The following is a 21312-nucleotide window of genomic DNA, read 5'->3' as shown; positions in this document are numbered from 1 at the left end:
TCACGATGAAAAAGATTTGGTTCGCGCTGGTAGGTTTAATGCTGGCATTTAGCGCCTCAGCGGCACAATTTACCGACGGCAAACAGTATGTCACGCTGCCGAAACCTGTCGCCGGTGAACCGCAGGTAATGGAGTTCTTCTCCTTCTTTTGCCCGCACTGCTACCAGTTTGAACGTGTTTACCACGTTAGCGATGCGGTGAAAAAGAATCTGCCTGCTAATACTAAAGTGACCAAATATCACGTTGATTTCCTTGGTGGTGATTTCGGTCCGGTGGTGACGCACGCATGGGCGGTGGCGATGGCGCTGGGTGTTGAAGACAAAGTTTCAGCTCCAATTTTCGATGGTATTCAGAAAACGCAGACCGTGACCGATGCGGCCAGCCTGAAAGATACTTTTATCAAAGCGGCAGGAATTTCTTCTGAAGATTACGATGCGGCGTGGAACAGCTTTGCAGTAAAAGCGCTGGTTGCTCAGCAGGAGAAAGCGGCATCTGATGTAAATCTGCAGGGTGTGCCAGCGATGTTTATTAATGGCAAATATATGGTCAACAACGGCGGTCTCGACACCAGTTCGATGGATAACTTTGTTGCCGATTATGCCAACGTAGTAAAATTCCTGGTGGAAAAAAACTAATTTAGCTACCAACCCAACGCCGGCTCAGTCGGCGTTTTTTCATTATCGGCCCCTCCTTTATATCCCTACCTACTGTTAACCTTGTGGTTAATATCCACATCGATGATCATCTTTTTAAAAAGAAGTCTCGCATCACAGAAAGTCAATAACCTATTGAAAAGTTTATTTTTTTATAAGGGAAACGATTGCGAATAACGGAAATAACAATACGTTATGAAATTTACGCACAAAGTTATCCACAATATGATCCTTGCGATCCCTGCTGCGTTTTGAGTAAAAAACACCACTTCGGCTGGTGCAAATTCAACATTCGCCTCAGGTTATGGCATCCTTATACACCTCTTAATCGCAACGAAGAAAAATCAAACTTATGGCGCACATTGCAGAAAATCCCCTGATTCTGGTAGACGGATCATCCTATCTCTACCGTGCATATCATGCCTTTCCGCCGCTGACCAATAGCGCAGGTGAGCCAACTGGCGCCATGTACGGTGTGCTCAACATGTTGAAAAGCCTGTTGATGCAGTATCAACCCAGTCACGTTGCCGTGGTCTTCGATGCGAAAGGAAAAACATTCCGCGATGAGTTATTCGAGAACTACAAATCTCATCGTCCTCCTATGCCTGATGACCTGCGTGCGCAAATTGAGCCATTACATGAAATGGTAAAGGCGATGGGATTACCGCTGCTGGCGGTTTCTGGCGTGGAAGCCGATGACGTCATTGGCACGCTGGCACAGGAAGCTGAAAAGCAGGGGCGCGCTGTATTGATCAGTACCGGCGACAAAGATATGGCCCAGCTGGTTACGCCGGGTATCACCCTGATTAACACCATGACCAATACGGTCCTGGGACCAGAAGAAGTTGAACAGAAATACGGTGTACCACCTTCCCTGATTATCGACTTCCTTGCCATGATGGGCGATAGCTCGGATAACATTCCCGGCGTACCGGGGGTGGGGGAAAAGACGGCGCAGGCGCTGTTGCAGGGGTTGGGAGGTATGCAAACCATCTATGACAACCTGGAAAAAGTGGCCGATCTGTCATTCCGCGGAGCCAAAACCATGGCGACCAAGCTGGAACAGAACCGCGATGTCGCATTTCTTTCCTATCAACTGGCAACCATCAAAACTGACGTTGAACTGGAACTGACCTGTGAACAGCTGACGGTAAATGAGCCGGATGTCTCGGTACTGCAAACGCTGTTTGGTCGTTACGAATTTAAACGCTGGCTGGTTGATCTGCAGGAAGGGAAATGGCTACAGGGTAAGAAGAACAACGCACAGGCTCAGCAGGGATTACCGGATGAACCGGTGGCTAAAGCTGAGACCGTGAGTGTCTTGTCGTCTGATGGCTATGTCACCATCCTTGATGAAGGCACCTTTGCCAGCTGGCTGGAAAAGCTGAAAAAAAGCGACGTTTTTGCTTTTGATCTGGAAACGGATTCACTGGATACCCTGAGCGCCAACATTGTGGGCCTCGCTTTTGCCGTGGCCCCGGGTGAAGCCGCTTATCTGCCGGTGGCGCATGATTATCTCGATGCACCTGATCAACTGGATCGCGCAACGGTGCTGGCACAATTAAAACCGTTGCTGGAAGACAGTAAGGCGCTTAAGGTCGGGCAAAATCTTAAATACGATCGTGGCGTACTGAAGAACTACGATATCGAACTGAACGGGATTAAATACGACACCATGCTGGAGTCGTATTGCCTGAACAGTGTTGCCGGTAAGCATGATATGGATAGCCTGGCAGCACGCTGGTTAAACCATAAAACCGTGACCTTTGAAGAAATCGCCGGGAAGGGTAAAAACCAGCTGACATTTAACCAGGTCGCGATTGAGCAGGCGGGGCATTATGCTGCGGAAGATGCGGATGTGACCCTGCAGTTACACCTGAACATGTGGCCTGAGCTGGAGAAAGAAGCCGGTCCGAAAAAAATCTTCGAAGAGATTGAGATGCCGCTGCTGAAGGTCATCTCTCGGGTAGAACGTAACGGCGTGCTCATCGATCAAAATATCCTGGCGAAACATTCCCAGGAATTGACTACGCGTCTGGCGGAACTGGAGCTGCAAGCGCACGAGCTGGCGGGTGAGCCATTTAACCTTTCTTCTACTAAGCAGCTGCAAACCATTCTGTTTGAAAAACAGGGGATTAAACCCACTAAAAAAACCCCAGGCGGAGCGCCATCGACCAGTGAAGAGGTGCTGGCAGAGCTGGCGCTGGACTACCCACTGCCAAAAGTGATTCTGGAACATCGTGGTTTGTCGAAGCTGAAATCGACGTATACCGACAAGCTACCGCTGATGATCAACCCTGTCACTGGTCGCGTGCATACCTCGTATCATCAGGCGGTAACGGCGACGGGTCGCCTGTCTTCCACCGATCCTAACCTGCAAAATATCCCGGTGCGCAATGATGAAGGGCGTCGTATCCGTCAGGCATTTATTGCCGGGCCGGACAAACGCATTGTCGCTGCCGACTATTCACAGATTGAACTGCGTATTATGGCGCATCTGTCACAGGATAAAGGGTTGCTGGATGCCTTCGCTCAGGGAGAGGACATTCACCGTGCAACGGCATCAGAAGTATTTGGCGTGGCGCTGGGCAAGGTATCTGGTGAGCAGCGTCGCAGCGCCAAGGCGATCAACTTTGGCTTAATTTACGGGATGAGCGCGTTTGGCCTGTCACGTCAGTTGAATATCGGCGCGGGTGAAGCGAAAAAGTATATGGATCTCTACTTTGAACGTTATCCGGGCGTGTTGCGTTACATGGAAGAGACGCGTGAGCAGGCGGCAGAAAAAGGCTACGTCGAGACTCTGGATGGCCGACGCTTATGGCTGCCGGATATCAAATCCGGTAATGCTATCCGTCGTAAAGCTGCGGAACGTGCGGCCATCAACGCACCCATGCAGGGGACAGCTGCAGACATCATTAAGCGTGCAATGATCGCCGTGGATGGCTGGTTATTACAGCAAAACGGTGATGCGGTAAAAATGATCATGCAGGTACACGATGAACTCGTCTTTGAGATCCATCAGGATGCAGTGGATGCTGCCTGCGAAAAAATACGTCAGTTGATGGAAGGCAGTATGAAGCTGGCTGTACCGCTCCAGGTTGAGGTAGGGATTGGCGATAACTGGGACCAGGCACACTAAGTTTTACCTCGTAAGCGGTGAAAAGCCGCTTACGACAATGTCATAAGAAAAAAGTTTACTTAATCGGTTCAGCAACATGCAAAAGCGGCCTGTAAAATGCGCGTTTTGTAACTCACTAACGTCTAAGCATTTTTTTGGTAATTAAACTACAGTGGGTACGCAATTTTGTGACGAACCTGGTAAAAATGATGTCGATTCCTGAAACTAAACAACAAAAAACCCTTTGTTGGTCAGGAAAAATCAGGTAAAGTTTCTCGCGTAGGGTACAGAGGTAAGATGTTCTATCTTTCAGACCTTTTACTTCACGTAATCGGATTTGGCTGAATATTAGCCGCCCCAGTCATTTATGACTGGGGCGTTTTTTATTGGGCTTTATCTGAAAAAGCGGGTGATTAACCCGCAGGCATGTTATGCCGTGATGTCGTCGCCTTCACCTTCTTGTGCAGGTTCCAGTTCGTTAAACCAGCTGTCCAGCTTATCGCGAAGTTTATCGACGCCCAGTTTCTTCAGCGAAGAGAACATCTCCACCTGCACATCGCCCTGAAAGGCCAGTGATGCTTCACGCACCATATTCAACTGTGCTTTACGCGCGCCAGAAGCCAATTTGTCGGCTTTGGTCAGCAGTAGCATAACCGGGATCTCGCTCTGGACCGCCCATTCCACCATTTGCTGGTCGAGATCTTTTAACGGATGGCGGATATCCATCAGTATCACCAATCCCTTCAGCGCCTGGCGTTTTTGCAAATATTCACCCAATGCACGCTGCCATTTACGCTTCATCTCTTCCGGTACTTCGGCGTAACCGTAGCCCGGTAAGTCCACCAGACGTTTGCCCTCCGTCACCTCAAACAGGTTGATGAGCTGGGTGCGCCCCGGCGTTTTACTGGTACGGGCCAGGCTTTTCTGATTGGTGAGGGTATTCAGCGCACTGGATTTGCCTGCATTCGAGCGACCAGCAAAAGCCACTTCAATGCCGCTATCTGCGGGTAAGTGGCGAATATCCGGGGCACTGAGGATGAAATGGGTGACGTGATAATTCAAAGCAGACAAAGTAAAACTCCGGCAAAGTGATTCAGGCAATTGGGCAGAGTATACCTGTTATGGCGCAAAAGTGCCCGATGGCGTCTTAACGCGCCATTTTGTAAGAGATGTGTGATTAGTGCTGCCAGCTATTACCGTTTATCCTTTCCAGGGACTGATTTTTTCATTTTTAAATTCAATGAATTACTGATATCTCTACCATTTCCTTTATAAATTAAAGAAGAGTCTTACTTGTTCATTTTACCGAGTAGTCTACATTTGGTGTCAGTGCAAGGCTGCACCCATCAGGATGATGTGCTCAGGAGTGTCGGGGGTGACGAGGAGCAGGCAGGAAGCGATTCAGGGAGAAATCGGAAAAGGACAGGGAGTTTCGCAGGAGCGATTTGGCGAGGGAGCAACCGGGACGTTGTGAGCCATAATGGATTTATTTCGTGTTTCCTTCATATGAAGGTGTGAAATAAGGCGACAGCATAGGCTGTCGCCTTTTTTCTTTGTCTGCTTTCTGCTAGATTTCGCCGCAATTCTATACCTTAAATCATTCGGGCGGTGGGAAGGCGAAAAGCGCACTCACCACACCAGCCCGTAATATGGCGGGTATATACTGATTAAAAATTGCCGAGACCCAACACCATGAAGCAACCTGCACAACCAACACGCGGCAAACCCGCCGCTAAAGCGAAACGTAAATCGCGTGAAGATTTGAATACCGAAGCACGCGACCGCAAACGTGATAAAAAGCATCGCGGTCATGCTGCTGGCAGCCGTGGAAATCCGGAAAAACAGACCACGGGTAGTGGTCAGGCGAAAAAATCTCAGGATCCGCGTCTTGGCAGTAAGAAGCCGGTAGCCTTAGTGGCCGATGGGCAAACATCTGTTGTGAAAAAGCCAGCACCTAAGCCGAAAGCGGAAAAAGTCCGTCTTACCCCGCAGGAAGAGCTGGCGAAGCTGGAAAATGATGAGCGTCTCGACACACTGCTGGATCGTCTGGAAAATGGCGAGACCCTGAGTGGTGAAGAGCAGGCCTGGCTGGACGAAACCCTGGACCGCATTGATGAGCTGATGGAGACGCTTGGCATCGCACTTGATGATGATGCGGACGATGATGAGCAGGCAGAAGAAGATATGATGCGCCTGCTGAAGGGCAAATAAGCTCCATTTTGATCGGCATGCGTTTTCACGCATGCCACGCAAAACAGGTATTCACCGATGTTTTGGCCTGGATCAATTTTAGCGCTGCTGCTGGCATGTTATCTAATCAGCTTATTGTTTAAACTACGCCGCCTGTCGCGTCTGAAGTCGCGTTTACATCGGGTTTCTGTGCGTCACCCTGTTCACTCTTCTGCTTCGCGGCCCGCCTTCAGACGACGTCACCGTAAGGAGTGAGCATGTCATCGCAGCAGATTGAGTGGGATCAGCGGCTGATTGAAAAGTACAATTACGCCGGTCCGCGCTATACCTCCTATCCTACCGCGCTGGAATTTAGTGAAAATTTTGGCGAAGCCGATTTTCAGCAGGCGGTGACGCGCTATCCCGATCGTCCGCTCTCACTGTATGTTCATATCCCGTTTTGTCATCGTCTGTGCTACTTCTGTGGCTGCAATAAAATCGTGACGCGTCAGCTGCACAAAGCCGATCGCTACCTTGACGTGCTGGAGCAGGAAATTAAACAGCGTGCGCCGCTGTTTACGGGCCGTAGCGTCACCCAGCTGCACTGGGGCGGTGGTACGCCGACCTTCCTTAATCAGCAGCAGGTGAGTCGGCTGGTGGGCTTGTTACGCAGCCATTTTACGTTGGCTGATGACGTGGAGATGTCGATCGAGGTCGATCCGCGAGAAATTGAGCTGGAGATGATCGATCATCTGCGCTCGCTGGGTTTCAATCGTCTCAGCATGGGCGTACAGGATTTCAATAAAGCGGTACAGGAAAAGGTCAATCGCGTGCAGGATGAGGCGATGATCTTCGCGTTGGTACAACGTGCGCGTGACCAGGGTTTTCGCTCGGTCAGCATCGATCTGATCTACGGTTTGCCGCTGCAAACGCCAGAGAGCTTTGCCTTTACTCTGCAACGTGTCATTGCCCTCAACCCCGACCGTCTTAGCGTGTTTAATTATGCGCATCTGCCCGCGCTGTTCGCGGCACAACGCAAAATCAAAGAAGATGAACTACCCAGCGCAGCGCAAAAACTGGAAATTTTACAGCAGACCATCGCGACCCTGACTGGCGTAGGTTATCAGTTTATCGGTATGGACCACTTTGCGCGTCCCGATGACGAACTGGCGGTGGCCCAGCGAGCAGGCGAGTTGCACCGCAATTTTCAGGGCTATACCACCCAGGGTGACACGGATTTGCTGGGGCTGGGTGTGTCGGCGATTAGCATGCTGGGTGACAGCTACGCGCAGAATCATAAAGATCTCAATACCTGGTACGCCAGCGTTGAGGAACAGGGCAATGCGTTGTGGCGCGGTCTGACCCTGAGTGAAGATGATTGCCTGCGTCGCGATGTGATCAAGGCACTGATTTGCAACTTCGCACTCGACTTCGCAGCTATCGAGGCACAATGGCCAATCGTATTTAAGCGCTATTTTGCGGAGGATTTGGGCTTACTGGCACCGCTGGTGGCAGACGGCTTGCTGGAGCAGCATGAGGGCGGTTTACGGGTTACCGGCATTGGCCGCCTGCTGATCCGCAATATTTGCATGTGCTTTGATGTGTATCTGCGGCAAAAGGCGCGTCAGCAGCAGTTTTCACGCGTGATATAAAACAACAAAGGGAGCAAATGCTCCCTTTTTCACACTGTCATTCCATTCCCAGTTCTTTCAGTTTACGGGTCAGGGTATTACGCCCCCATCCCAGCAAACGTGCCGCTTCCTGTTTATGGCCTTGTGTATGGCGCAACGCGGTGGTGAGCAGGGTACGCTCCATCTCCGGTTGTGCTTCAGATAACAGGTTTTGATGACCAGAACGCAACGCACGGTCCGCCCATTGTGCCAGCAGCGTGGCCCAGCTATCCGGCAGCGATTGCACCGGACTTTCCGGGGCGCTGGATTCAAACAGCTCCGCGGGCAGATCCTGGATCAACACTTCCTGACCTGCTGCCATCACCGTCAACCAGCGACAGGTGTTTTCCAGCTGACGCACGTTGCCTGACCAGTGCAGACGCGTCAGCGCTGCCTCGGTTTCAGGATGCAGGATCTTGGCTTCCACACCCAGTTCACGCGCCGCCACTTGCAGGAAGTAGCGTGCCAGGCGTGGAATGTCTTCACGACGCTCACGCAGTGGTGGCAGATGTACACGAATCACGTTCAGACGATGGAACAGGTCTTCACGGAATTTGCCTTCCTGCACCCGCATTTCCAGGTTCTGATGGGTTGCCGCAATGATGCGGACGTCCACTTTCACCGGCGCGTAGCCACCCACCCGGTAGAACTGACCATCGGCCAGCACGCGCAGCAGACGAGTCTGCACATCGAGCGGCATATCGCCAATCTCGTCAAGGAACAGCGTGCCACCATCGGCCTGCTCAAAACGTCCCTGACGGATCTGATTGGCACCAGTAAATGCGCCTTTCTCATGGCCAAACAGCTCGGACTCAATCAGGTCTTTCGGAATCGCCGCCATGTTTAACGCGATAAAGGGGGCTTTAGCGCGCGGGCTGTGGCGATGCAGGGCATGTGCCACCAGTTCTTTACCGGTACCTGACTCACCGTTGATCAGCACGCTGATGGAGGAACGCGACAGACGGCCAATAATGCGGAACACGTCCTGCATGGCCGGGGCTTCACCGATAATATCGGTGGTTGGTCCGCTCACCGGCTGATTGCGCGGCTGCTGTTGTTCCTGATAATGGCTGATGGCGCGCTCTACCAACGCAACCGCTTCATCAATATCGAATGGCTTCGGCAGGTAATCAAATGCTCCCTGCTGATAAGCGCTGACGGCGGCATCCAGGTCCGAGTGCGCCGTCATAATGATGACCGGCAGCATCGGGTGACGCTGTTTAATTTGTTTCAGCAGCGCCAGCCCATCCATGCCCGGCATGCGAATATCTGACAGTAAAACATCTGGGGTTTTGGTCGAGAGCGCTTCCAGCACTTCGTTGCCGCTGTCAAAGGTTGCACAGCTCAAACCGGCTCCAGTGAGCGCACGTTCAAGCACCCAGCGGATGGAGCTATCGTCATCGACGATCCAGACTATCCCTCGTTGCATAGAAACCTCACTGGCGAATAGGCAGGTAAACCGAGAATTCGGTGTGACCAGGCCAACTGTTAAATTCTATTTTTCCTGAATGCTGATCGATCAGACTGCGCGCAATCGACAGACCTAAACCGGTGCCGCCTTCACGCCCACTCACCATCGGATAGAACAGCGTATCCTGCAGTTGAGCCGGAATGCCTGGGCCGTCATCTTCAATATCGATGCGTGCCACCAGGCGATATCGTACCCCGTGCAGCGTTAACTGGAACGCGGTGCGGGTGCGGATAATAATCGTGCCGCCTTCTTCACCCAACGCCTGAAGCGCGTTGCGTACTACATTCAGCAGAACCTGCTCAATTTGATCCGGGTCGTGTGGCAGCTCCGGCAGGCTGGGGTCGTAATCACGCACCAGCGAAACATTATCCGGCAACTCCATCGAGACCAGATTGACCACGCGCTCAGCCACCTGATGAATACTTTGAGTGACATGTAAACCGGGCTGCTGCGGGCCAAGCAAACGATCGACCAGATTTCTCAGACGATCGGCCTGCTCAATAATGACTTTGGTATATTCATTCAGCGAAGGGTCGGGCAGGGCGCGGGATAATAACTGCGCAGCACCACGTAAACCTCCCAGCGGGTTTTTAATTTCATGAGCCAGACCGCGTACCAAATCGCGAGCGGCGACCTGCTGAGCATGCTGAATTTGTTCCTGGCTGAGACGACGCTGATTATCCATCGGCGCCATTTCCAGCAAAATTAAGCCATCGGGCAGACGTTGCGCCGTGAGCGACATAATATGCGCGCGGCCATCTACCACTAAGGTCACTTCGCTGTCGGTAAAGCCCTGGCCAGCCTCAAGACTCTCGCGCATCACCTCAATATTCAGCGAAAAATAGCCGGTTAATTCAGGTAACGGCGTGCCGAATAATTTCCGTGAACTTTGCGCCAGTAATTGCTGTGCTGCCGGGTTGGCGTAATGAATTACCAGTTCATTATCGACCAGCAAAATACTGTTTATCAGGGAATTGAGAATCTGCCCCGCATCGGGCAGCGTGCCAGTTGCCATACAGCGTTCCTCTGCACTAATTCAGTGCATTATAGCCTTTGGTGGTAAAACCCGTCATTTGAACGATGAATTCGTGGAGAAAAAAGCCCATCCGGAGATGGGCTGAAAGTTTCCACGGCAACAAAAAATCTTCGAAAACTTAAACGCTGTAGTACAGCTCGAACTCTACCGGGTGCGGAGTCATGCGAACGCGGTCGTTTTCAGACTTACGCAGTTCGATGTAAGCGTCGATAGCGTCGTCAGTGAACACGCCACCACGGGTCAGGAACTCGCGGTCTTCGTTCAGGCAGTTCAGCGCTTCTTCCAGTGAACCAGCCACTTTTGGAATCTCAGCTTCTTCTTCCGGCGGCAGGTCATACAGGTTTTTGTCCATCGCATCACCAGGGTGGATCTTGTTGATGATGCCGTCGAGGCCAGCCATCAGCAGTGCGGTGAATGCCAGGTACGGGTTAGCAGCCGGGTCCGGGAAGCGCGCTTCGATACGACGAGCTTTCGGGCTGGCAACAACCGGGATACGGATTGAAGCAGAACGGTTACGGGCAGAGTAAGCCAGCATTACCGGTGCTTCGTAGCCTGGGACCAGACGCTTATAAGAGTTGGTGGTCGGGTTAGCCAGGGCGTTGATGGCTTTAGCGTGTTTGATGATACCGCCGATGTAGAACAGAGCAGTTTCAGACAGGCCGCCGTATTTGTCGCCAGAGAACAGGTTCACGCCGCCTTTAGACAGAGACATGTGGCAGTGCATACCTGAACCGTTGTCACCAAACATTGGCTTCGGCATGAAGGTTGCGGTTTTGCCGTAAGCGTGAGCAACGTTGTGAACAACGTATTTGTAGATCTGAATTTCGTCAGCTTTTTTGGTCATGGTGTTGAAGCGGGTAGCCACTTCGTTCTGACCAGCAGTTGCTACTTCGTGGTGATGCGCTTCAACCACCAGACCCATCTGCTCCATGGTCAGACACATGGCAGAACGGATGTCCTGAGCTGAGTCAACCGGAGGAACCGGGAAGTAACCACCTTTGATACCCGGACGGTGACCTTTGTTACCGCCTTCGTATTCTTTACCGGTGTTCCATGCTGCTTCGATATCGTCGATAGCAACGTGTGAACCAGAAGTTGAAGAACCGAAACGGATGTCATCGAACAGGAAGAATTCCGGCTCAGGTCCAAACAGAACGGTATCAGCGATGCCAGAAGAGCGCAGGAAATCTTCAGCGCGCTTAGCAATTGAACGCGGGTCGCGATCGTAGCCCTGCATGGTGCCTGGCTCAAGGATGTCACAACGGATGATCAGCGTCGGGTCTTCGAAGAACGGATCCAGAACAGCAGTAGTTGCGTCCGGCATCAGTACCATGTCTGATTCGTTAATGCCTTTCCAGCCACCGATGGAGGAGCCATCGAACATTTTGCCTTCTTCGAAGAAGTCAGCGTTAACCTGGTGAGCAGGGATAGTAACGTGCTGTTCTTTACCTTTGGTATCGGTAAAACGCAGGTCAACAAACTTAACTTCGTGCTCGTTCATCATCGAGAGAACGTGTTCAGCGGACATACTCAACTCTCCTGGAAATTGTCATTGTCGTCGTGGTGAGAGAACTTCGTTGCCTGGAATGTGCCATGGCTTCTGACATCTCCTAACCAAAGATCTCGGCAAGCTCTTCAACCGTTGTGCAACTGTCGTTTTCGCTTGAAAATACTAAAGCGAATTCTGTGCCAACTTTTTTATTACAGGTAAAATCGTGCTGTGGTGCGCCCTTTAGTGAGTCGGCGGCTGCACCAGGATGGATTGCATGCACCTAAATGGTGCTTTGCTGGTGAATTTGAGCACTTAAATGGTGCAAAACGCCATCGCAGTGCAGATTAATGCACCGCAATTGGTGCTAAAAACCAGCACTTCAAGAAACTTTAGGCGAAATCTGTGATCATGTTCAGTCTTCCGCTTAATCCGTGTACAATACCGCGTTATTTCTATAATGCCTGAGGCAAAGCTGTGACCGAAAATTTGCGTAACATCGCCATCATCGCGCACGTCGACCATGGTAAGACCACCCTGGTTGATAAACTGCTGCAACAGTCCGGTACTTTCGACGCCCGTACCGAAGCGACTGAGCGTGTGATGGACTCCAACGATTTGGAGAAAGAGCGTGGAATTACTATCCTCGCAAAAAACACCGCCATCAAATGGAATGATTACCGTATCAACATCGTTGATACCCCGGGACACGCCGACTTCGGTGGTGAAGTTGAGCGCGTAATGTCCATGGTGGACTCGGTGCTGCTGGTTGTTGATGCGATGGATGGCCCGATGCCGCAAACTCGCTTCGTAACCAAAAAAGCCTTCGCCCACGGCCTGAAGCCGATTGTTGTTATCAACAAAGTCGACCGCCCTGGCGCGCGTCCGGATTGGGTGGTGGATCAGGTATTTGACCTGTTCGTTAACCTCGATGCGACTGACGAACAGCTGGACTTCCCGATCATTTACGCTTCAGCGCTGAATGGTATCGCGGGTCTGGACCACAATGACATGGCTGACGACATGACCCCGCTGTATCAGGCGATCGTTGACCGTGTTTCTCCGCCGCAGGTTGAAGTTGAAGCACCGCTGCAGATGCAGATCTCTCAGCTGGACTACAACAACTACCTGGGTGTTATCGGTATCGGCCGCATCAAACGCGGTAAAGTGAAGCCGAACCAGCAGGTTACGATCATTGATAGCGAAGGCAAAACCCGCAACGGTAAAGTCGGTAAAGTGCTGGGCCACCTCGGTCTGGAACGTATCGAAAGCACCGTTGCTGAAGCTGGCGATATCATTGCGATCACCGGTCTGGGTGAGCTGAACATTTCTGACACCATTTGTGACCCGCAGAATGTTGAAGCGCTGCCTGCCCTGAGCGTGGATGAGCCGACTGTGACCATGTTCTTTAACGTAAACACCTCACCGTTCTGCGGTAAAGAAGGTAAGTACGTGACTTCGCGCCAGATTCTGGAGCGTCTGAACAAAGAACTGGTACACAACGTGGCACTGCGTGTTGAAGAAACTGCTGATGCTGATGCATTCCGCGTTTCTGGTCGTGGTGAGCTGCACCTGTCAGTGCTGATCGAAAACATGCGTCGTGAAGGTTACGAACTGGCGGTATCCCGTCCGAAAGTTATCTTCCGTGAGCACGAAGGCCGTAAGCAGGAGCCGTTCGAGAACGTGACCCTGGACATCGAAGAAACCCATCAGGGTTCTGTGATGATGGCAATGGGTGAGCGTAAAGGCGACATGAAAAACATGGACCCGGATGGTAAAGGCCGTGTGCGTCTTGACTACGTGATCCCAAGCCGTGGTCTGATCGGCTTCCGTAACGAATTCATGACCATGACTTCAGGTACCGGTCTGCTGTACTCCACCTTCAGCCACTACGACGACGTTCGTCCGGGTGAAGTGGGTCAGCGCCAGAACGGCGTACTGATCTCCAACGGTCAGGGTAAAGCGGTAGCCTTCGCCCTGTTCGGTCTGCAGGATCGCGGTAAGCTGTTCCTGGGTCACGGTGCGGAAGTTTATGAAGGTCAGATCATCGGTATTCACAGCCGTTCTAACGACCTGACTGTAAACTGCCTGACCGGTAAAAAACTGACCAACATGCGTGCGTCAGGTACTGATGAAGCAACCACTCTGGTTCCGCCAGTCAAGATGACACTGGAGCAGGCTATCGAGTTCATCGATGACGACGAACTGGTAGAAGTGACGCCGGTATCAGTACGTATTCGTAAACGTCACCTGACCGAGAACGACCGTAAGCGTGCGTCTCGCGGCAGCAAAGACTAAGCGAAAACGAACAGAAGAAGCCCCGCAATGCGGGGCTTTTTTTTGCCTGAATATCGGGCAATTGTCTGATAACGCGTGAGGCCATTTCTTAATGTAAGCCGCACCCGGCCTGCAAAGTGGAAGGGTGCGCCCGCTTCCAGATCGCGGATTTCACCTCCCCCCTGCCTGTTCAGCCTACCTATTTGCCGCTAGAGTGAATGATCCAGGGAATATAAGGAGGCGTCATGCTCTACATCTTTGATTTAGGCAATGTGATTGTTGATATTGATTTCAACCGTGTGCTCGGTGTCTGGAGTGACCTGGGACGCGTTCCACTGGCAATGCTACAAAGCCGCTTTCGGATGGATGAAGCTTTTGAACAACACGAACGGGGGGAGATTAGCGATCAGCATTTCGCCGCCCGGTTGTGCGACCAGCTGGATATTGCGCTCAGTTACGAACAATTCACCACCGGTTGGCAGGCGGTGTTTATTGACGTGCGCCCGGATACGCTGGCGGTGATGAATAAACTGCGTGCGGATGGGCATCGTGTGGTGATCCTCTCCAATACCAACCGGCTACATTATGAGTTCTGGCCGACGCAATATCCCGAGGTACAACAGGCTGCCGACACCCTCTATATGTCGCAGGATGTCGGTATGCGCAAACCGGAAGCACGCATCTATCATCATGTGCTGGAGAACGAAGGCTTCACAGCGGACCAGGCCGTGTTCTTCGATGATAACCACGCCAATATTGAGGCTGCGCGCGCGCTCGGCATTGATAGCGTATTGGTTACCGACAGTAAGACCGTGCCCGCCTGGTTTGCAGGCCGTCTCTGAGTGATGTGGGTGCGACATCTGCGCCACTCCTCACACGCATTTTTCCTGTGGGTAAAACTGCTGTGGCGGCGCATTGATGAAGACAACATGACGACGCAGGCGGGCAATCTTGCCTACGTCTCTTTGCTGGCGCTGGTGCCTCTGGTGGCGGTGGTGTTTGCGTTATTTGCCGCTTTTCCGGTGTTCTCCGATATCAGCGAGCAGCTGAAAAACTTCATCTTCACCAACTTTGTGCCAGCGGCGGGCAACACTATCCAGCGCTATCTGGAACAGTTCGTCGCCAACGTGAATAAAATGACCGCGGTAGGAGCGGTAAGCCTGATCGTCACGGCGTTGCTATTGATGCATTCGGTCGACAGCGCCCTGAACGTCATCTGGCGCAGTGATAAAAAGCGGCCTGTGGTGTACTCGTTTGCCGTCTACTGGATGATTCTGACCCTCGGGCCGCTACTGGCGGGGGCCAGTCTGGCCATCAGCTCTTATCTGCTGTCGTTGCGCTGGGTGAACGTCTCGGGCGTCAATAGCCTGATAGAGCAGGCACTCCGCCTCTTCCCTTTACTCCTCTCGATTCTCGCCTTCTGGTTGCTGTACAGCATTGTACCGACGCGCCGTGTCCCTGCGCGCGATGCGCTGGTGGGTGCGGTGGTGGCTGGCCTGCTGTTTGAGCTGGGCAAAAAAGGCTTTGCGCTCTATGTTACGATGTTTCCCTCGTATCAGTTAATTTACGGGGTGCTGGCGGTAATCCCTATTCTGTTTCTATGGGTTTACTGGACCTGGTGTATTGTGTTGTTAGGTGCAGAAATCACCGTCACGCTGGATGACTATCGTCAGTTAAAACAGCGGGAACGAGAAAAAGAACGAGAGGAAACATGATTGCTTTGATTCAACGCGTCAGTCGCGCCAGTGTCAGCGTCGACAGCGCGATTGTGGGAGAGATTGGTGCCGGTTTGCTGGTGTTGCTGGGTGTTGAAAAGGGCGACGATGAAAAAAAAGCACAGCGATTGTGCGAGCGCGTTCTGGGTTATCGCATCTTCGGTGACGAGAACGATAAAATGAATCTCAATGTGCAGCAGGCGGGCGGCAGCGTGCTGGTGGTTTCACAATTTACGCTGGCCGCTGACACGCAAAAAGGCATGCGCCCCTCCTTCTCGGGTGGTGCTGAACCGGCGGAAGCCGAGCGCCTCTATGACTATTTCAGTGCGTGCTGCCGTGAGCAGGGCGTGACAACCGCTAATGGCCGCTTTGCTGCCGATATGCAGGTAGCGCTGGTTAACGATGGTCCGGTGACCTTTTGGTTGCAGGTGTGAGATTTTCAGCCGAGCGGCAAGGGATCAGCCACGTAAGCTCCGAACGAGAGAATCACTTTATGTATCATCTTCGCGTACCGCAAACCGCTGAAGAACTGGATATGTACTACCAGTTCCGCTGGGAAATGTTACGTAAACCGTTGCGCCAGCCGCAGGGTTCCGAACGGGATGCCTGGGATGCGCTGGCTCATCATCAGATGGTGGTGGATGAGCAGGGCAAGCCTGTGGCGGTCGGGCGGTTGTATATCAATGCTGAAAATGAAGCGGCTATCCGCTTCCTCGCTGTGCATCCGTCGGTGCAGGGTAAAGGCCTGGGAACGCTGGTAGCGATGACGCTGGAGTCAGTGGCGCGTCAGGAAGGGGCAAAACGCGTGACCTGTAGCGCCCGCGAGGATGCTGTCGAGTTCTTCGCCAAGCTCGGTTTCGTTAATCAGGGGGAAATCACCGCACCCCAAACCACGCCGGTACGCCATTTCCTGATGATCAAACCGGTGGTGACGCTGGATGATATTCTGCATCGTGCCGACTGGTGTGGGCAGTTGCAGCAGGCCTGGTATGAGCATATCCCGCTGAGTGAAAAAATGGGGGTGCGTATCCTGCAATATACCGGGCAGAAGTTTGCCACCACCATGCCAGAAACCGGTAACCAGAACCCGCACCACACCTTGTTTGCCGGTAGCCTGTTCTCGCTGGCCACGCTCACTGGCTGGGGATTGATCTGGTTGTTGCTGCGCGAACGTCATCTGGGCGGCACCATCATTCTTGCCGATGCGCACATTCGTTATAGCAAACCGATCAGTGGCCGTCCGGGCGCGATTGCCGATCTTGGCTCGCTGAGTGGCGATCTCGATCGTCTGGCGCGTGGACGTAAAGCGCGTGTGCAGATGGAAGTTGAGCTATTTGGTGATGAGGAGCTGGGCGCGGTGTTTGAAGGGGTATATATCGTGTTACCCGCCGATCCCCAGGGACCGCTGGAAGAGGGTGGATCCGGCGCGCGTATTGATTAGTGAAGTCAGGGTAACGGCACGATCGCCGTTACCCTACGATTACGGCTGAACCTGCCCGCCATGCATGGTCTGCTGCACGGACTGGGACTCTGTCGTCACCGACAAAGTGCCATTGACGCTTGGGCGCAATGGCGCAGCCGCACTCAGTGAACCGTTTACTTGCAGCAGCAAATTACTATTGCCATTCAACGACAGCGCTGGCCAGCCCCAGTTCTCCAGGATATTGGCCGGAACCGCCTGGCCTTTCAAGTGCAGTGTCAACGGACGCTGCGCCAGCTGGCCGACGGTAGCCGTGCCCTCCAGTAAGCCACTGCCGTTAAAGGCGCTCATCTCGCTGACCTGAATTTGCTGATCGTCCGCGTTAAAGCTAATCGACGGATGGCGTAAATCGGTGCGGTTAAAAGTGGCCTCGGCAGCGTTAAAACTGGCTTTGCCCGCCCAGATGCCCCATTGCTGCTGACGTGCCAGCAACAGGTTTTCGCCACTGCCGTCGAGCGCCGTCATCTGGAACGGAAACGCCGGATTAATATCAATGATCAGGTTACGGTTGGCCGTTACGCGCTTCAGCAGCACGCTATCAAGCCAGGTCGGTAAACTCTGCTGCCAGCGATCGCGCCAGTTTTGCGGTAGGGTATATTCCAGCCCGGCCACCGCCAGTTCATCCAGGGTCAGGCGTTTGTCGCTGCGCGTCCAGTTACCACTGGCACGTATCACACCATTGGCCCAGCGTGAACTGAACTGAGTCAGCGCAATGCCCTGAGGTGAAAAATCGGCATTGACGATGGGATCATTCAGCTCAAAGGTACCGTTAATAAAGTTTCCGGCATTCATCGCCAGCGAGCCATCATCGCTCTGCCAGTCATTCCCGCGCCAGGTCAGGTTTTTCAGGGTTAAATCGAGGTCAGTGACCGCCCAGTCTGGCCCCTGCAAACGTGCGTCGGTCATATCGAGGCGATTAATCGTTACCGATGGCACATCGCTGATCGGGTTGAGGAAATCGAGCAGGTCTTTATGGGTTTGCAGGCGGATATCATTGAGGCGCAGTTGGTTAATTTTCCAGTTGCCCTGTGCATCGCGCTCGGCATCACCGGTCATTGAGCCGCGTGCCAGATCGGCACCGATATTACTCAGCACCAGGCGGCGTTGTGCCACATTCCCCTGCAACAGCACATTATTACCGCGTACGCCGTCCAGCGTCATTTCACCGGCACTCATCTGGAATTGTGCGTCGCTGCCGAGCATATCGCTGGCCGTTGGCTTCCACGGCACAACGCCACCGTTTACCTTGCGGGCAAACATTGGCAGGGCACTGCGTGGGCTGTCGATACGCATATTATTCAGTTGCAGGCGATCGGCTTGCACCGGCAACGCGTTATCCGGGGTCAGGTTCGCCAGGTTAACTTCGCCATCACGCAATTCAATGCTGCTAAAGTGCAGCGGATCGCTGAACTGCACCAGCGCCAGACCGAGATCGACGTGGCTGGCGACCAGCACCGCAGGCTGACCATCGTGACCAAAGCTAAAGTCATCAAGGATGATGTGCGAAGGCGCAGAGAAGTTATGTTCGATTTTGCTGAGGGACAGATGCCAGTCGGTTTTGTCGCTCACCCAACGGCTAAACCAGCCTGCACCCCACTGTGTTTGCAGCAACACATACAGGATGACAAAGGCCAGCAGAATTAGCAGCAGTAAGGTAAGGAAAAACTTTCCAAGAAATTTCATCGCATCCATCCCGATCTTTTATCCGGTAAGATGCTGTTATGCCTGAATTACCGTTGCAGCTCAACAGCCTGGATGTAAAAGCGGATAAATATCAGGCAGGCATCAGCCTGCCCGGAAGATTACTTTTCCTGTGGGAAGATAAGGTTAAGCACGATAGCGGTGATGCCGCCAGCGGCAATACCCGAGGAAAGCAGGGTTTTCAGCCAGTCCGGTGCGAACTGCAAAATCAATGGCTGCTGTGAAACGCCAAGGCCAACCGCCAGTGACAGCGCGATAATCATAATGGCGCGACGGTTCAGTGGCTCGCGGGAAACGATGCGCACACCGGACGCGGCAATCGTACCAAACATCACAATGGTCGCGCCGCCCAGCACCGGCTCGGGGATATGTTGCACAAAGCCACTCACTGCCGGAAACAGGCCGAGCACAATCAACATCAGTGCGACCACAAAACCGACATAGCGGCTGGCAACACCGGTCAGCTGAATTACGCCATTGTTCTGGCCGAAGCAGGAGTTTGGAAACGTATTGAACAATGCCGATACAAAAGAGTTGAGGCCATTCGCCAGTACGCCGCCTTTCAGACGCTTCATGTACAGCGGGCCGCTCACCGGTTGTTCAGAAACATCGGAGGTGGCGGTGATATCGCCAATGGTTTCCAGTGAGGTCACCATAAATACCAGCATCAACGGAATCAGCAGATTCCAGTCGAAACCGAGTCCGTAGTAAAGCGGAGATGGCACCGAAACCAGCGCCTGATTGGTTGGCGTGGTATTTTCCGGCAGCATGCCCAGTGCCCACGCCAGCAGATAGCCCACCGCCATGGCAATCACCAGTGAAGCGACACGCAGATACGGATTACGCTGGCGATTCAGCAGAATGATCACCAACAGCACCGCACCGGCCAGCAGCAGGTTTTTCGGCGCGCCAAAGCTATGGTCGCTCATCGCCGCAAAACCACCGCCGATAGAAGTTAACCCTACCTGAATCAGCGACAGACCGATGATCATCACCACAATGCCCGATACCAAAGGCGTGATAATGCGACGCGCCAGATGCAGCACGCGCGACAGCACCATCTCGGTACAGGAGGCCACCATCAGGGTACCGAACAGCGCGGCCATCATGGTGGGCACATCGGCTCCGCCATTTTTTAGCGCCATGCCACCCATAATCAGCGGGGTAACAAAGTTAAAACTGGTGCCCTGAATCGACAGCAGGCCCGATCCAACCGGTCCCCAGGTTTTGATTTGCAGCACTGACGCCACGCCAGAGGCGAACAGCGACATGCTGATAATGTGCTGGGTATCCTGCGCGGGCAAACCCAGCGCCTGGCAAATCAGCAAGGCCGGGGTAATCACCGCCACAAACATCGCCAGCAGATGCTGACAGGCAGCAAACAGCGTTTGCGGCAACGGTGGGCGGTCTTCAAGACGATAAATCAGTTCACTTTTTGCCGCGGTTGCGGCACTGGCAGGCTGACGGGATTCAGCGGTATTGACGGACATGGTGGACGTTCTCAATCACAACAAAGGGGCGATTTTAAACCGATGCAGAATGAAAGCAAACGTTTGCAATGCCCCTTTTCACTTCCCGTTCGTCAGAGGGTAAATACCGTGCGGCAGCGGCTGTCATCTTCACGCCAGGCATCGTGCACTTCACTCAACGGGCGCATCTGGAATGGAATGGAGAAATCGCTCTGCGCGGCTGCGGCCAGCAACTCGCCGATACAGGCCACCAGCTCTGAGTGAGATACGCTGCCGAGGCCGCTTCCCATCAGGGTCAGACCTGAGGAGCGCAGCAATTTGCTATGCAATGGGATCTCCTGACCGCTCAACGAGCCAATCTGCACAAAACGCACCACCTTCTCACCACCGGCAACGGCCGCCTGCATGATATCGAGCGCGCTCTGGCCCCACAGATAATCCAGCACCACATCAATACCCTCTGCCATCAGTGCTGGCAGCGCTGTTGGTAGTGAATCCAGCGTCAGGGTGATATCCGCTCCCTGGGCGCGCAGCTGCTCCAGCACTTCGCGATTGCGTCCGGTGGCGATGATTTTCCCGGCTCCCAAATGGCGAGCGATACGCACCGCCAGCCCGCCTGAGGTTCCTGTCGCCCCGTTGATCAGCACCGTCTCGCCCTGAGCAAGCTGCGCCCGACGCGTTAAGGCGGCCCATGAGGACATGCCAGGGTTGGCGAGGGCCGCGGCCAGCACCGGATCCAGGGTCTCCGGTAGCGGGATGATACTTCCGGCTGGCACCTGTGTTCTTTCTGCCATGCTGCCCCAGGGGGCATTAAACGCGAGGAAATACACCGGGTCGCCATTGCTGAGGTAGCCGGTGCCATCAATACCGGTGATAAACGGGTACTGCATCCCTGAGCTGTAGTGCGTCCCTGCGGCACGCGATTTGGCCAGTTGGCTGATGGCGGCGGCTTTGACCGTCACCACAACCTGGTTTTCATCAGCCTGAGGTTCAGGAAAATCACCGTATACCGGCAGTTCACCCGCCGCAGAAACAATGGCTGCTTTCATGTTTTCACCTTCAGT

The 21312-nt window shown here is 53.3% G+C and carries 17 protein-coding genes; 10 read left to right on the top strand and 7 right to left on the bottom strand.

What is annotated here, in order from left to right:
- Window positions 1-5: 5 nt before the first annotated feature.
- The 3 genes from dsbA (at window position 6) to spfP (ending at window position 4116) form a co-directional block, all read left to right on the top strand.
- Window positions 6-635 (top strand): thiol:disulfide interchange protein DsbA, encoded by a 630-nt coding sequence (gene dsbA / locus HA50_RS20545; protein ID WP_084878057.1) that lies wholly within the window; start codon window positions 6-8, stop codon window positions 633-635.
- A gap of 370 nt (window positions 636-1005) precedes the next feature.
- Window positions 1006-3792 (top strand): DNA polymerase I, encoded by a 2787-nt coding sequence (gene polA / locus HA50_RS20540; protein ID WP_084878054.1) that lies wholly within the window; start codon window positions 1006-1008, stop codon window positions 3790-3792.
- Between the two features lie 276 nt (window positions 3793-4068).
- Window positions 4069-4116 (top strand): small protein SpfP, encoded by a 48-nt coding sequence (gene spfP / locus HA50_RS32280; RefSeq protein WP_071892919.1) that lies wholly within the window; start codon window positions 4069-4071, stop codon window positions 4114-4116.
- Between the two features lie 84 nt (window positions 4117-4200).
- On the opposite strand, the gene yihA is transcribed toward spfP, so the two are convergent.
- Entirely contained in the window at window positions 4201-4842 is a 642-nt protein-coding gene (gene yihA / locus HA50_RS20535) for a ribosome biogenesis GTP-binding protein YihA/YsxC (protein ID WP_084878052.1), read from the bottom strand.
- Window positions 4843-5463: 621 nt separating this feature from the next.
- Between yihA and yihI the strand changes: the two genes are divergently transcribed.
- Together yihI and hemN are read left to right on the top strand one after the other, a co-directional pair.
- A complete protein-coding gene (gene yihI / locus HA50_RS20530; protein WP_084878050.1) occupies window positions 5464-5982 on the top strand; it encodes a Der GTPase-activating protein YihI in 519 nt (172 codons plus the stop codon).
- A gap of 236 nt (window positions 5983-6218) precedes the next feature.
- Window positions 6219-7592, top strand: a complete 1374-nt coding sequence (gene hemN / locus HA50_RS20525; protein WP_084878047.1) for an oxygen-independent coproporphyrinogen III oxidase — start codon at window positions 6219-6221, stop codon at window positions 7590-7592.
- A 37-nt stretch (window positions 7593-7629) separates the two neighbouring features.
- On the opposite strand, the gene glnG is transcribed toward hemN, so the two are convergent.
- The 3 genes from glnG to glnA form a co-directional block, all read right to left on the bottom strand.
- Window positions 7630-9039, bottom strand: a complete 1410-nt coding sequence (glnG, locus tag HA50_RS20520) for a nitrogen regulation protein NR(I) (protein WP_084878044.1) — start codon at window positions 9037-9039, stop codon at window positions 7630-7632.
- A gap of 7 nt (window positions 9040-9046) precedes the next feature.
- Entirely contained in the window at window positions 9047-10096 is a 1050-nt protein-coding gene (glnL, locus tag HA50_RS20515; protein WP_013511065.1) for a nitrogen regulation protein NR(II), read from the bottom strand.
- 139 nt (window positions 10097-10235) lie between these two features.
- Window positions 10236-11645, bottom strand: coding sequence for a glutamate--ammonia ligase (gene glnA, locus HA50_RS20510; RefSeq protein WP_084878041.1), 1410 nt, complete (start codon window positions 11643-11645; stop codon window positions 10236-10238).
- Between the two features lie 438 nt (window positions 11646-12083).
- Here glnA and typA point away from each other — a divergent pair, with 438 nt between their 5' ends.
- The 5 genes from typA to fabY all read left to right on the top strand — a co-directional run bounded on the left by typA (window position 12084) and on the right by fabY (window position 17039).
- Window positions 12084-13904 carry a ribosome-dependent GTPase TypA gene (typA, locus tag HA50_RS20505; RefSeq protein WP_084878039.1) on the top strand — a complete coding sequence of 607 codons (1821 nt, stop codon included), beginning with the start codon at window positions 12084-12086 and terminating at the stop codon, window positions 13902-13904.
- Window positions 13905-14128: 224 nt separating this feature from the next.
- Complete coding sequence (gene yihX / locus HA50_RS20500; protein ID WP_084878037.1) at window positions 14129-14725, top strand: glucose-1-phosphatase; 597 nt, start codon at window positions 14129-14131, stop codon at window positions 14723-14725.
- A 3-nt stretch (window positions 14726-14728) separates the two neighbouring features.
- Window positions 14729-15598, top strand: coding sequence for a virulence factor BrkB family protein (locus HA50_RS20495; RefSeq protein WP_208617326.1), 870 nt, complete (start codon window positions 14729-14731; stop codon window positions 15596-15598).
- Window positions 15595-16032, top strand: a complete 438-nt coding sequence (gene dtd, locus HA50_RS20490; protein WP_084878032.1) for a D-aminoacyl-tRNA deacylase — start codon at window positions 15595-15597, stop codon at window positions 16030-16032. The genes HA50_RS20495 and dtd overlap by 4 nt, the downstream gene beginning before the upstream one ends.
- A 59-nt stretch (window positions 16033-16091) precedes the next feature.
- A complete protein-coding gene (gene fabY, locus HA50_RS20485; RefSeq protein ID WP_084878029.1) occupies window positions 16092-17039 on the top strand; it encodes a fatty acid biosynthesis protein FabY in 948 nt (315 codons plus the stop codon).
- A 39-nt stretch (window positions 17040-17078) separates the two neighbouring features.
- On the opposite strand, the gene HA50_RS20480 is transcribed toward fabY, so the two are convergent.
- The 3 genes from HA50_RS20480 to HA50_RS20470 form a co-directional block, all read right to left on the bottom strand.
- Window positions 17079-18761, bottom strand: a complete 1683-nt coding sequence (locus tag HA50_RS20480) for an AsmA family protein (protein WP_084878636.1) — start codon at window positions 18759-18761, stop codon at window positions 17079-17081.
- Between the two features lie 119 nt (window positions 18762-18880).
- Window positions 18881-20269 carry a nucleobase:cation symporter-2 family protein gene (locus HA50_RS20475; RefSeq protein WP_084878026.1) on the bottom strand — a complete coding sequence of 463 codons (1389 nt, stop codon included), beginning with the start codon at window positions 20267-20269 and terminating at the stop codon, window positions 18881-18883.
- A 92-nt stretch (window positions 20270-20361) separates the two neighbouring features.
- Window positions 20362-21297, bottom strand: a complete 936-nt coding sequence (locus HA50_RS20470) for a quinone oxidoreductase family protein (RefSeq protein WP_084878024.1) — start codon at window positions 21295-21297, stop codon at window positions 20362-20364.
- Between the last annotated feature and the right edge of the window lie 15 nt (window positions 21298-21312).

Origin of the sequence: Pantoea cypripedii (genome assembly GCF_002095535.1) — a bacterium.
GTDB lineage: Bacteria > Pseudomonadota > Gammaproteobacteria > Enterobacterales > Enterobacteriaceae > Pantoea > Pantoea cypripedii.
Note: the sequence above shows the minus strand (reverse complement) of the source record. Positions and strands in the feature narration are given on the sequence as shown.